This window comes from Tabrizicola sp., assembly GCF_022842145.1.
GTDB lineage: Bacteria > Pseudomonadota > Alphaproteobacteria > Rhodobacterales > Rhodobacteraceae > Tabrizicola.
This window is the reverse complement of sequence record NZ_JALHQD010000002.1, coordinates 198,280-211,111: the sequence shown is the minus strand read 5'-3', so window position 1 is coordinate 211,111 and position 12,832 is coordinate 198,280. Positions and strand designations below refer to the sequence as shown.

At 65.4% G+C, this 12,832-nt stretch carries 12 protein-coding genes; 3 read left to right on the top strand and 9 right to left on the bottom strand.

Features of this window, described 5'->3' with window-relative positions; all coding sequences use genetic code 11:
* Nucleotides 1–79: 79 nt before the first annotated feature.
* The 3 genes from Q0C42_RS06100 to Q0C42_RS06090 all read left to right on the top strand — a co-directional run bounded on the left by Q0C42_RS06100 (nt 80) and on the right by Q0C42_RS06090 (nt 2,309).
* A complete protein-coding gene (locus Q0C42_RS06100) occupies nt 80–727 on the top strand; it encodes a glutathione S-transferase family protein (RefSeq protein ID WP_295073467.1) in 648 nt (215 codons plus the stop codon).
* A 78-nt stretch (nt 728–805) separates the two neighbouring features.
* On the top strand, nt 806–1,360 hold the full coding sequence (gene phaR, locus Q0C42_RS06095) for a polyhydroxyalkanoate synthesis repressor PhaR (protein WP_295073463.1): 555 nt from the start codon (nt 806–808) through the stop codon (nt 1,358–1,360).
* A 1-nt stretch (nt 1,361) separates the two neighbouring features.
* Complete coding sequence (locus Q0C42_RS06090) at nt 1,362–2,309, top strand: LysR family transcriptional regulator (RefSeq protein ID WP_295073460.1); 948 nt, start codon at nt 1,362–1,364, stop codon at nt 2,307–2,309.
* A gap of 191 nt (nt 2,310–2,500) precedes the next feature.
* Here Q0C42_RS06090 and Q0C42_RS06085 read toward each other — a convergent pair whose 3' ends face one another.
* From Q0C42_RS06085 to Q0C42_RS06045, 9 genes are all read right to left on the bottom strand, one after another.
* On the bottom strand, nt 2,501–3,688 hold the full coding sequence (locus Q0C42_RS06085) for an aminotransferase class I/II-fold pyridoxal phosphate-dependent enzyme (protein ID WP_295073457.1): 1,188 nt from the start codon (nt 3,686–3,688) through the stop codon (nt 2,501–2,503).
* A 94-nt stretch (nt 3,689–3,782) separates the two neighbouring features.
* Nucleotides 3,783–4,328: a sarcosine oxidase subunit gamma gene (locus Q0C42_RS06080; protein WP_295073455.1), complete on the bottom strand. Its 546-nt coding sequence runs from the start codon at nt 4,326–4,328 to the stop codon at nt 3,783–3,785.
* Entirely contained in the window at nt 4,321–7,230 is a 2,910-nt protein-coding gene (locus tag Q0C42_RS06075) for a sarcosine oxidase subunit alpha family protein (RefSeq protein ID WP_295073452.1), read from the bottom strand. Before Q0C42_RS06075 ends, Q0C42_RS06080 begins: the two co-directional genes overlap by 8 nt.
* Entirely contained in the window at nt 7,227–7,490 is a 264-nt protein-coding gene (locus tag Q0C42_RS06070) for a sarcosine oxidase subunit delta (RefSeq protein ID WP_295073450.1), read from the bottom strand. Before Q0C42_RS06070 ends, Q0C42_RS06075 begins: the two co-directional genes overlap by 4 nt.
* A 94-nt stretch (nt 7,491–7,584) precedes the next feature.
* The gene (locus Q0C42_RS06065; RefSeq protein WP_295073447.1) at nt 7,585–8,835 is read right to left on the bottom strand and encodes a sarcosine oxidase subunit beta family protein; all 1,251 of its coding nucleotides are present in this window, start codon (nt 8,833–8,835) and stop codon (nt 7,585–7,587) included.
* Nucleotides 8,836–8,946: 111 nt separating this feature from the next.
* Complete coding sequence (locus tag Q0C42_RS06060) at nt 8,947–10,359, bottom strand: pilus assembly protein TadG-related protein (RefSeq protein WP_295073444.1); 1,413 nt, start codon at nt 10,357–10,359, stop codon at nt 8,947–8,949.
* A 1-nt stretch (nt 10,360) separates the two neighbouring features.
* Nucleotides 10,361–10,789, bottom strand: a complete 429-nt coding sequence (locus Q0C42_RS06055) for a TadE/TadG family type IV pilus assembly protein (protein WP_295073441.1) — start codon at nt 10,787–10,789, stop codon at nt 10,361–10,363.
* Nucleotides 10,790–10,979: 190 nt separating this feature from the next.
* Nucleotides 10,980–12,239, bottom strand: a complete 1,260-nt coding sequence (locus Q0C42_RS06050; protein WP_295073438.1) for a glycosyltransferase family A protein — start codon at nt 12,237–12,239, stop codon at nt 10,980–10,982.
* A complete protein-coding gene (locus Q0C42_RS06045; RefSeq protein WP_295073435.1) occupies nt 12,236–12,775 on the bottom strand; it encodes a dTDP-4-dehydrorhamnose 3,5-epimerase family protein in 540 nt (179 codons plus the stop codon). Before Q0C42_RS06045 ends, Q0C42_RS06050 begins: the two co-directional genes overlap by 4 nt.
* Nucleotides 12,776–12,832 lie beyond the last annotated feature (57 nt).

Here is a 12,832-nt window from a genome sequence, read left to right as displayed (position 1 = left end):
GGCCCGGAGGCAACTCCGGGCCTTGTTCTTTTGGTGGCCCTCTCCCTATCCTGACGGACAGCCGGAAAGGACCACCGCCATGACCAGCCCGCTGACAATCTGGACCTACGACTGGGTGCCCCAGGGACCGCGCGGCCACGTCCGCGACATCCGTCTCCGCTGGGCCTGCGAAGAGTCGGGCCTGCCCTACACCATACGCTCGGTCCGTTTCGAGGATCGCACCAGCCCAGAGCACCTGGCCCGCCAGCCCTTCGCCCAGGTCCCCGCGCTGCAGGATGGCGAGATCACCCTGTTCGAAAGCGGGGCCTGCCTCCTCCATCTGGCCGAAACGTCCGAAATCCTGATGCCACGCGATCCAAAGGGCCGCAGCGAGACGCTGGAATGGGTCATCTCCGCCCTCAACTCCATCGAGATGGTCTCGGTCCCTTGGTGGTTCATCGGCCTATCGAAGCCGCCGGAAAACCCGCTGGAAGGCTGGCTCCAATCCCGCCTTGCCCGGCTGGAAGCCGTGCTTTCCCGGCGGCAATACCTCGCGGCCGACCGCTTCACCGTGGCCGACCTCCTGATGGCGGACATCCTTAGGGTCAAGACGCTCCGCGCCGCGCTCGGCGACTACCCGGCGCTCGAGGCTTACACCAACCGCATCCTTGACCGCCCGGCCTTCCGCAAGGCGCATCAGGACCAGCTTGACCACTTCGCCGCCGCCGATGCCGCGCGCGCGAAATGACTGCGTGCAGAATGCTTTCTTTTTGCTGCGGCCTCCCCTAAGCTTCTCTGCAAGCGCATAATCCCTGGGGGGGGAACCATGGCAGACACCGACAAGCCGCTTCTGATCAAGCGTTATGCCAGCCGCCGTCTCTACAATACCGAGACCTCGGATTACGTGACCTTGGAAGACATCGCTGGCTTCATCCGCTCCGGGCGCGAGGTGCAGATCGTCGACCTCAAGACCGGCGACGACCTGACCCGGCAGTACCTGCTGCAGATCGTGGCCGAACATGAATCCAAGGGTGAAAGCGTGCTGCCCGTCGGCGTTCTGACCGACCTTGTGCGCAGCTACGCCACCGGAATGCAGGCCGTCATGCCGCAGTTCCTCGCCTCCTCGTTCGAGATGCTGCGCGACAGCCAGGCCAAGATGGTCGAAAACCTGACCGCCATCCCGAACCCGCTTGCGGCTGTCCCCGGCTTCGACGCGCTGCGCAAGCAGCAGGAAGCTTTCCTGAAAACCATGCTCGTCGGCATGCCTGGCTGGTCAGCGTCGGGCCCCGCCAAGGAAGAGGAGGCACCCGCCTCGTCGGACGACATTGCCGAGATCAAGCGGCAACTGGCCGAGTTGCAGAAGAAACTCTCCAAGCTCTGAGATGGCCGAAGCCGAAGGCCGCGTCACGCTCTGGGGGATCGAGGTCTTCGTCGCCGCCGCGGAAGAGGGATCGATTTCCGCCGCTGCCCGCCGCCTTGGCGTCTCGCCCTCTGCGGTCAGCCAGCAACTGACTGCGCTGGAAACCGCCCTCGGGGCCACCCTTCTCGACCGATCCGGCCGCCCGGTCCAGGTGACGCCCGCCGGGACGATGTTCCGTCGCCACGCCCAGACCATCCTCAACGCCGCCTCGGAAGCGCGGGCCGAACTGGCGATGGCCGACCTCTCCGGCCTCACCACCCTCCGACTTGGCGTGATCGAGGATTTCGACAGCGACGTCACCCCCCGCCTGCTCACTGCCCTCGCGCAGGATCTGAAGGGCTGCCGCTTCCTTCTGGAAACCGGCGCCAGCCACCGCCTGCTGGACCAGCTGGAAGCCCGTGCCCTCGACATCGTCATCGCCGCAGACAGCGGCTCCGACCCTGCGCCGGAAGACTGGCGCGAGGTCCATCCGATCCTCTCCGAACCCTTCGTCGCCGTCGCTCCTCCAGGTGCCCGGATCGAGGACCTGCCCCTGATCCTTTACACCGCGCGTCACCTGATGGGCCGCCAGATTGCCGCCCACCTCGCGCGTCAAGGCCTCAAGCCCGCGCACCGTTTCGAACTCGACAGCTACGCCGCGATCCTTGCGATGGTTGCAGGCGGCGAAGGCTGGACCATCCTCACTCCCCTTGCGCTCCATCAGGCCCGCGCCTTCCGCGCATCAGTCGAGGTCCGTCCCCTGCCCTTCCCGGCGCTCGCCCGCACGCTGTCCCTTTCGGCCCGGGCCGGTATCCTGCACGGCGTCCCCGCCCAGATCGCCCAACGCCTGAAGCCGCTGATCGCCGAGGTCGTCATCGCCCCCGCCCTGAAGGCCACACCCTGGCTCGCCCCCGCGCTCCGCGTCCTCTGACCACGCAGGCAGCAGCTTTCATCTTTGCTCAAATATCCCCGCCGGAGGCATCGCCCGCATTGCGGGACGAGACCCCAAAAGGATCTTCACCCCGCCAGCGCCGGGCCGAGAGCAAAACCTTGCCAAATCTTTAACGGCAGATGGCAAGTCATTGACCAGTAATGGGAATTTAAGTCCGCCACCGCGGCGGATCAGCCCCGGACCTCGGCCGCCGCGTCCAGAATTGCCGCCGCGATGTAGTCCAGCTCCGCCTCGGTCAGCCGCGTCGGCAGCCGCACGTCACAGGCCCGCATCAGCATTCCCTTCGTCTGCGGCAGGTCCGGCACCTCGCCCAGGAACTGCCAGTTCCAGAACGCCCGCGCATTGCCCTCGCTCAAGCCGAAGACCTGCACCGAGACGCCCCGCGCCTTGGCCGCCGCCTGGAAGTCCAGCGCCGCCTGGTCGGTCCAGCCACCGACGAGATTGAACTGGATCGAATCCGGCGCCCGCTCCTCCGGCCCCAAAGCCTCCGGCACCGCCAGATGCGCCGACCGGTTCAGCTGCCCGGCCACCCGGTCATGCCCCGCCCGGCCCTTCGCGACCCGCTCGGCCACCAAGGGCAGCTGCGGCCGGATCACCGCCGCCGACAGGTTCTGCATCCGCAGATTATAAAGCGGCAGCTTGTTCTGCCAATGCGCGCAGGAGTTCGTGAGACCGGGATGTTTCTTCCAGTTCGTCTCGTAGGCTCCCGACATGATGATCGCCCGTGCGGCAATCTCGGGATCGTCAGTGATCATGATCCCACCTTCGCCGGCGTTCACCAGCTTGTAGGACTGGAAGCTGAAGCAACCGACCTTCCCGATCGTGCCGATGTTCCGGCCCGCCCAGACCGTCCCCAGCGAATGCGCCGCGTCCTCGACCACCGGCACGCCGGCGGCATCACACAGCGCCATGATCGCGTCCATGTCCGAGGTATGCCCCCGCATGTGGCTGATCATCACCGCATCCGCCCCCGGCAGCTTCGCCGCGAAGTCGGTCATGTCCACGCGGTAGTTCTCGCCGACCTCGACCAGAACGGGCACGCAATCGGCATGCACCACGGACGACGGCACCGCCGCGAAGGTGAAGGCCGGGATCAGCACCTTCGCGCCCTTCGGCAGGTCCAGCGCTTTCAAGGACAGGAACAGCGCCGCCGAACAGGAGGACACCGCCAGCGCATAGCGCGCACCCAGAAGCTCGGCAAACTCGGCCTCCAGAAGGGCCACGGGGGCATCGGACGGGGCCGTATACCGGAAGAGATCGCCCGACAGGAGAAGCCGGTCGATCTCGGCCCGCGCGGCGGCGGGGATCGGCTCGGAGTCATAGACATTGGGGGCAAGGGTTTGACCATCGGGGGCCATACGTGCACCTTTTCTAAACTTGATGTTAAGAAAAGGTGTAAACCCCTGCAAGGTCACGCGCCAGTGACAAAATATTCCCCACGCGCCTTTTCGCCTAGATTTTCACGCCGGCGCGGGCGGCAACCATATGTGTTGCGGTCTCCAGCTCGTGCCATGCGGTGCGGGCCATCGAGCGGAAGACCATGATCTCGAAGGCATAATCTCCGGTTCGCAGGATTACCGCGTTCATGTGATTAAGCTGGCTTCGCAGGGCCGTGCCCACAGGGCAGGCCACGATACGCAGGTCCATCGGCACCAGCCGCGCCAGCACATCGGCAGCCGCCGGTCCGGACAAGGACAGCACGGCCCAGCCATCCGACTGGTCCGTCACGGCCGCGCCCTCCAGTACCGGGGACTCCGCGCCGATCAGGAACGCCTGCTCGCGCCCGGTCCAGACGATGCGCAGGCCCTTCTTCTCGACGAAGGTATTCGGTTCCGGCATCGCCAGACCCAGGGCTTTCAAGCCCCTTGCCACCGTCTTTGCACCTCCGGGCAGGACAGCGACCGAGGTGATCGGACCGACGTCGACCTCGGCCAGGCTCACGCCGCCAAGGTTCAGGCTGCGCCCTTCAAGGGCGGATTTCGCGATAAGTTCAGGCACGCAACTTCTCCCCTTCCGGGTCGTGGAAGACCGGGTGGCAGACCTCGCAGATCACGTCCAGCCCGCGCAGATGGTCAACGAGCCGCACCTTCTGGCCCAGCCGCGCCCGCCCGTCCTTGAGGAACCCCAGCCCGAGCCAGGCCCCGAGGGTCGGCGACCAGCCCACGCTGGTGACGTAACCCTGGTCCGTCTCGCGGTGCACTTCGGTCCCCGGCACGAAAAGATGCGCGCCCGCCGAAATCGGGGCCGCCGCGCGAAGACCGACCAGTTGCTCGCGCTCTGGCCCCCACATGCCCGGCCGCGTCGCCGCCGCCTTGCCAATGCAGTCCTTGCGGGAAGCGACCATCTTCTCCAGCCCGATGTCATGCGCCGTCACCCGGCCATGAATCTCGGCATGGGTGATGAAGCCCTTCTCGATCCGAAGGACGTTCAGCGCCTCCATTCCGTAAGGACCACCGCCCATCGTCTCGGCCCGGGCCACCAGGTCGCGGAACAGCGCCTCGCCATAGCGGGTCGGCACGGCAAGCTCGTAGCCCTCCTCGCCCGAGAAGCTGATCCGGAACAAGCGACCGTCCACCCCCCCGATCCGCACCGGCGCGACGCCCATGAAAGGCAGCTCCACCGGCACTTCCAGGAAGGAATTCACCAGCGCTCGCGCTTTCGGCCCCGCCACGGCGAACTGCGCCCAGCTTTCGGTGACAGAGATGAATCGCACCTGCCAGTCGGCACAAAACGCCTGATGCACGAAGTCCATGTGCCGCATCACCAGCCCCGCCGCCGCGGTGGTGGTGGTCATCAGGTAGTGGTTCTCGCCCAGACGGGCACTGGTTCCGTCATCCAGCACCAGCCCGTCCTCGCGCAGCATCAGGCCGTAACGGACCCGGCCCACCGGCAAGGTGCTGAAGGTGTTGGTATAGACAAAGTCCAGGAACCGCCCCGCGTCGCGGCCCTGAATGTCGATCTTCCCCAGAGTGGAGACATCGGCCACCCCGACCGCCTGCCGGACCATGTTGACCTCGCGGTCACACGCCTCGCGCCAGGTCGTCTCCCCCGGCTTCGGGAAATAACTGGGCCGATACCACAGCCCGGCCTCGATCATCGGCGCGCCCCGGTCGCGGCTGGCCTGATCGCTGGTCAGGAACCGCTGCGGTGCAAATCCCTCGCCCCGGCCACCAGCCCCCATCGCGGCAATCGACACCGGCACGTAAGGCGGCCGGAACGTCGTCACCCCCGTCTCGGCAATCCCGCGCCCCGTCGCATCCGCCAGCACCGCCAGCGCCGCGACGTTCGAGGTTTTGCCCTGATCCGGTGCCATCCCTTGCGTCGTGTAGCGCTTCATGTGCTCGACGCTGCGGAAGCCTTCCTGCGCCGCCAGCTTCACATCCTTGGTCGTCACGTCATTTGCAAAGTCGAGCCAGGCCCGCCCTTTCCCTTCGACCGCCCACAGCGCCTTCAGCCGGTAGGGCATGTCCTCCGCCTCGGGCAGCGGAACCGAGACCTTCCGCCCCAAAGCCTCCACTGCGTTCAAGGCGGCGGCATGACCGGTCACCAGGGCCCCATGCGTCGACATCGATCCGTTGGCGGCACCCACCGCCACCAGACCCGGCACCGCGCCCTCCATCGGGACGAAGGCCGCGAGGTCCTCGTTCCATCGGGGCCGCCCGTTCATGTGGCAGGTCAGGTGGATCGTCGGGTTCCAGCCGCCGGACATTGCCAGGCAGTCGGTCTCGATCTCGATGGTCTCGCTGCCTTTCCGCACCTGGATGCCCGAAAGCCCCAGCCGACCGCGAGACCCGATGACCACCGCCCCGACATGCACCGGGCAATCCTCGACCGCGCTGGCATCCGGACGCGGATCGATGATCGCCGCGACGGAGACGCCCGCCGCCATCAGATCCCGCGCCACGCCCCGCGCCTGGTCGGTATTGGCAAACAAGGTCACGCGCTTGCCGGGACTCACGCCGTAGCGGTTGAGGTAGGTCCGCACCGCCGAGGCCATCATGATCCCCGGCCGGTCGTTGTTCTCGAAGCCCACCGGCCGCTCCAGCGCACCACTGGCCAGCACCGCATGCTTCGCAACGATCCGCCAGAAACACTCGCGCGGCAGGTTCGGGCGCGCAGGCTTGTGCAGCCCCACCCGCTCCAGCGCGCCATAGGTCCCGTGGTCATAGGCCCCCGTCACCGCCGTCCGCGCCATGATCCGCACGTTCGGCATGGCCAGCAACTCGGCCACGACCTGCGCAACCCAGTCGCCCGCCGCCATCCCGCCAACCGTCCCGCCGTCGGACAGGAGCCGCCCCCCAAGGACGTGGCTTTCCTCGGCCAGGATCACATCCGCCCCCGACCGACCCGCCGTCAGCGCGGCCATCAGCCCCGCCGGACCCGACCCGATCACCAGCACGTCGCAGAAGGCGAAGGCCTTCTCGTAGGTCCCCTCGTCATGCTTGCCCGACAGGCTCCCCAAGCCTGCGGCCCGGCGGATGATGGGCTCATACAACCCCTCCCAGAAGGCGCGCGGCCACATGAAGGTCTTGTAGTAGAACCCGGCGGACAGGAACGGCGAGACATAGTCGTTCACCGCAAGAAGATCGAAGCGCAGTGACCCCAGCCGATTCTGGCTTTGCGCCACCAATCCCTCGAACACCTCCTGCATCGTGGCCCGGACGTTCGGCGTCTGGTTCGACGGTCCCAGGACTTCGACCAGCGCGTTCGGCTCCTCGGACCCTGCGGTCAGCACGCCGCGCGGTCGGTGATACTTGAACGACCGCCCCACCAGCCGGACATCGTTGGCCAGCAACGCCGAGGCCAGCGTATCCCCCTTGTACCCGGCATAATCCTTCCCGTCGAAACGGAAGCGGACCGGCTTCGTCCGGTCTATGAGACCCTTGCCGTCGACCCTCATGCCTTCCGCCCCGCTACCAATTCGACGCCCGATATCTCATGCGTGACCGTGTTCCGCGTGACCAGCAGCCACTGCGAACACCCCGCCTCGTGATACCAGAGGTCCTTCGTCACCCCCGCCGGATTGTCCCGCAGGTGCAGATAGTTGTCCAAGTCGGCCAAAGGCGCACCCTCCGCCGGTCGGTGCAGATAATCCTCCGCCCCGTAATAGTAGAACTCCCGCCGGTCCCGGTCTCCGCAAAGGGGGCATGTCAGGCGCATTGAAAAACCCCCGATTTCATCTGTCCAAAAACATCCCCGCCGGAGGCTCCCGCAGGTGGCGCAAGGCGCTGGAGGTCAATCATCATGTGCCTCCTCAATGCAGGTTGTGCTGGCTGCCGGTGCCTTCTTCGTCCAGAAGATGCCCCGTCGCAAAGCGGTCCAGCCGGAACTTGGCAGCCACCTCGTGCGGCTCTCCGGTCGCCATCAGATGCGCCATGCACCAGCCCGAGGCTGGCACGGCCTTGAACCCCCCGTAGTTCCATCCGCAGTCGATGAACAAGCCATCCACATGCGTCTTGTCGATCACCGGCGAGCCATCCGGCGACATGTCCATGATCCCGCCCCAGCTGCGCAGCACCTTCGCGCGGCCAATCATCGGCATCAGGGTCATGCCCGCTTCCATCACATGCTCGACCATCGGCAGGTTCCCCCGCGACGCATAGGAGGCGTAGAAATCAAGGTCGCCCCCGAAGACCAAGCCGCCCTTGTCGGACTGGCTGATATAGAAGTGCCCCATCCCGAAGCTGATCACGTGGTTGATCACCGGCTTCAGACCTTCGGTCACGAAGGCCTGCAGAACGTGGCTTTCAATCGGCAACCTCATCCCCGCCATCGCCGCGACCTGAGACGACCGCCCCGCCACCACGATCCCGACTTTCTTCGCCCGGATCGCGCCCCGAGTGGTCTGCACCCCACGGACCACGCCGTTCTCGATGTCGATCCCGTTGACCTCGCAGTTCTGAATCAGGTCCACGCCCCTCTGGTCCGCTCCCCGCGCATAGCCCCAGGCCACTGCATCGTGCCGCGCCGAGCCGCCGCGCGGATGCAGCAAGCCGCCATAGATCGGGAACCGCGTGTTGTCGAAGTCCAGGTACGGCAGATGCTCCCGTACCCCGTCCCGGTCCAGCAGGATCGCGTCATCGCCCTGGTTGATCATCGCATTCCCGCGCCGCACGAAGGCATCGCGCTGCCCGTCGGAGTGGAAGAGGTTGATCAGCCCGCGCTGCGAGTGCATCACGTTGTAGTTCAGGTCGGACTCCAACCCCTCCCACAGCTTCATCGAATGGCTATAGAACTCGCTGTTGCCCGGCAGGAAGTAGTTCGCCCGCACGATGGTCGTGTTCCGCCCGATGTTGCCCGAGCCGAGGTAGCCCTTTTCCAGCACCGCGATATTGGTGATCCCGTGGTTCTTCGCCAGGTAATAGGCCGTCGAAAGCCCGTGCCCGCCGCCACCGATGATGATGACGTCATACTCGGCCTTCGGCGCCGGATCGCGCCAGGCCGGGGTCCAGCCCTTGTTGCCGAACAATCCCTCGGTGATGACCTTCAGGCCGGAATAGCGCATCGATATACTCCCCAGACCCGGACATAAGACCGGCTCTGGGCGGCATATTCAAGACTGCGCGCCGATTTCCTGCACCCGCCGCGACAAACTGCGTCGCAAACGGGCGCCGGTCTACTGCACCATCCGGAAGTAGTCGAGCGAGAGGTTGCCATCCATGCCCGACCCGCACAGGCCCATCTCCATATTGGAGGTCCCCGACACGGTGTCGCCCGAGATGATCGAGGTGCCGCGCAACCCCTCGCCATTGGCCGCGAACAGAATTTCTCCCAGTGCAATCAGCTGCCCGCCGTGGATGGCCACGCCCGAGGCAAACCGCATCCCGCCAAGCGAGATCAGCTGCGCCCCGCCGCCTGCCGCACAATCGTCGACCACACCGATGCGGGTGTCCGACGCCCCGCCGATCGAGCTTGCGCCAGTATGAAGGGTGGCGATCAACCCGTTCTCCAGGGCCCCGCCGGAGCCAAAGCTTATCTGGCAGTTGGTGATCATCACCATGTTGGTCAGCACCTGGTCGACCTGCAGTTGGGTGCTGCTGCTGGAGCAGAAGACATAGTTCACCGCGTTTGGACGCAGCGCCAGCGCGTCATTGCGATCCAGGAGGTTGCGGCCCGCCTGGACAGTATCGGCGCTTGCGCTTGAAGGAGCCGGGCGCCCGTTGATGATCGTGATGTTCCGCGGGGCGGCGGTCAGATAGTCCAGCTGCCCGTCACGCGTCGCCAGCTGGATATAGTTCCACATCGCCGCGGTGCCGGTCGCATAGGGCGTCGCCGGAACCTGGCGCAGGGCGTTGATCAGCCGGATCTGCATGGCACCGTAGCGCAAGGCCTCGGTCAGCCCCTCGTTCGACGTCGCACCCGAGGCGGGCATGTCCAGCCGCGTCGCGTCGGGCATCGAGACGACCGTGCCTTCTTCGAAATAGTTGTTGCTGTTGATCGAGACCACATCATTCGAGTGGATGCAGAAGCCGTCGAAATAGCTGTTGTTGCTCTGGATATCGACCATCTCTTCGGCGACGAAACCCTCGCGCAGGCAGTCGGGCACATAGGTCTCGAAGATCGATGCGGTGCGGACACTGAAGGCGTCGAAGCCTGCGAACTTGAGCAGATAGGTCGTCACCTCATTATCGCCGGCCTCGTCCCGGTGGGTCCAGACCCGAACCGCCGAGCGCGATGTCTCGTCCGGGGTAAAGGTGCGCGTGTCGCGGTCCCAGATGCCGAACTCGATGTCTTGGGTCGTCAGCACCGGGCCGAAGACACTCGAGGGCATGTTGGTCTGGCCAAGGGCCAGGGCTGAAGCCTTGGCCTCCTCCGGCGTGGCGGTCAGGGTGTAGTTCCGGACATAAAGTGCTTCGTGGGCTGCCGCGTCGGCCGTCAGCTGCAAGTGCGTGCGCTGGGTGATCGCGTTCGAGACGTCGACGGCAATACCACCGACCGCAAGCGAGATCATCGTGAAGATCAGTCCGCCCGCCGTCATCCCTCCGTCTTCCGAGGTGACAAACGACTTGATTGCAGGAAATCGCTGCATGTCAGAACTCCACTCTATGTTCTGCGGCCACCACCATCTCGGTGTCGATCATCAGACCGAGGAAACCGATCTGGGCAATCTCCGCGGTCTCCATCGTCGCCCGGGTCCGCACAACGCGGTTCGTCTCGGTCGTGGTGATCGTGGCGCTGGGGGACAGACCCTGCAGTCGGTTCAGCGCGTAGGTCTGGGCCTTGGTGATGCGTTCGGCCGCTGTGCCGGTGAACTGCCCAACCGAATAAAGCCGGTTGGTGTCCTGCAGCACGCGGATCGCATGGGTGCGGCTCATGAACAGCATGCTTGCATCAACGATCAGCAGAAGAATCATCACGACGATGGGCATCCAAAGGACGAACTCGATGGACGAGCTCCCCTCCTCCTGCCGCAAAAATGTCTTGAATCTCCCGCACTTGCTGTCCGCCGCAATCGTCATGGCGTCTCACCCCGATCAATGTTTATGTCGTTGGAATTCCAACACAACCAAGGATCTGAATATCTCAGGCAACATTAACCCAAAATAAACGGATGGCGGGAACACGCTAAAAATGTGTCTGAAAGGTGGCGACGGCCATGCTTCAGGTCGGTCCGGGCAGGCGCGGCGCGGCCGGATGCCCGGAAGTTCATCAGATCGGCCGAAGTCGCAGCGGCCCGACCGCCAACCGGCGCTTCTTCCGAATCGACCGCTGCGCGTCCGTAAGGTGCAACTCCAGGATCGTCGGACCATCCGGGCGAAGCGCGATCTCGACGTCGTACCGGGCGAACCAGGCGATCAGTCCGAACCAGCGCCGACCTGGCTGCGCGACCACCAGCGCGCCGTTGCACTCCAGGGCGATCGGCCCCAGCGCCGCCGCCTCACGGCAGGCAGCGGTGAACCGCAGCCGCGCCAGACTACCGGTCACCGGAACCAGCAGTCGGGGCCGCGGGTTCGCCCCGTTCAGACGGAACCCCAGGACCGGGCTGCGGCGCCAATCCAGCGCCGCTTCCTCTGGCCGATGCCGCAGCAGGACCCCCCGGCCCAAAGACTTTGGCACCACCTGCCGCAATCCCTTCCGCTCGGCATTCTTTCGCGCCAGTTCGCCCGGCGCGAAACGGCTGAAGTCCCGGTTGGCCTTGACCATGAAACTGCCCCGAAGCCGCGCTTCCCCGACCAGGGTCGCAACTCGTTCGGCATGGCCTGGAGCGTCCAGATCCACCAGCATCGCGTCCTGCTCATGCGACTCCTGCCGGACGTAGCTCAGGTAACGATGCCCCGCCGCAAACTTGTGCAGCGTCACCACACCGGTGGATCGGAACGTCATCCCCACGGCCAAGGCGCGCAACAGAAAGTCCTCGTCCACCGGCGCGCGGCAGTCCATCGGCATCCGCCACGGACCGATGGCCGCAGTCACGGACGTGCGATGCGAGAAGGAACTCGGCGGGAAGAAATAGTGGCTGATGTCCTCGCCTTCGCCGAAAAGGCCCATGACCTGACTGCCGGGGATCCCGTTCGGCAGGTGGAAGATCGACCCCGACACCGCGAAATCCGGCGGGCAGTCCGATCGGTACAGCGCGGCAAGGCGCGACAGATGGTCCCGCTCCCAGATGTCGTCGTGCCCCAGATAGGCGATCACCTCACCCCGCGCGGCTGCGATGCCGGCGTTGTTGGGGCCGCTCTGGCTGCCGCAGCGCGGCGTGATGTTCAGCCAGCGCACCCGGCTATCCCCGACCGACGCCACCACGGCCTCGGTCTCGTCGGTCGAGGCATCCCCAACGACGAGAAGCTCGAAGTCGGGCAGGTCCTGCCGCAGGACCGAGACGATCGAGGGCAGGATATGCCGCCCCCGCCCGTGGGTGGCCATCACGACCGAAAAAAACGGGGCAACCGACCCGGCGCTCTCGCTCATTCGAACTGGTAGGGAATGCCGGGGTGATCCTTCGGCAGTCGCGACTTGTCGGGGTTCGAAGGGTCATAGGCCCGGGTCGGCATGTTGACGAAGCAGGCATCCTCGTCGCCAAGGTTCTGCACCGCGTGGACCACGAAGGGCGGAATCGTGAGCAGAACCTTGTTGGCCGCGCCCACGTCCAGCACGTTCACCACCTGGTAGGTTGGGCTGTCCGGCCGCAGGTCATACAGCACCACGCGCAACCTGCCCTGGGTAAAAGCCAGCCGGTCAGACTGCAGCTTGTGATAGACCCAGGCCCGGACCGACCGCGCGGCCGCCGTCACCAGATAGACATGCGGCGTCCGGTAGCTTTCGCCGAACCGGTCCGACATCAGCACCACCAGGCTGCCGCGCCCGTCCGCCCGCTCTTCCAGCCGCCGAAGATCCACCCCGGCGATCTGGTTCTCGATCCGCACTTCCGCGTTTTCCGCACCCTCCGGAAGCCAAGGTTTGTCATCCACAAAATCGTCAAGGGTCACACGGTCGATGGTGGTCATGGTTGAACCCGTTTGAATATCTCTATCCAAACCGGCTACTCCCGTTTCCGTTCCCCC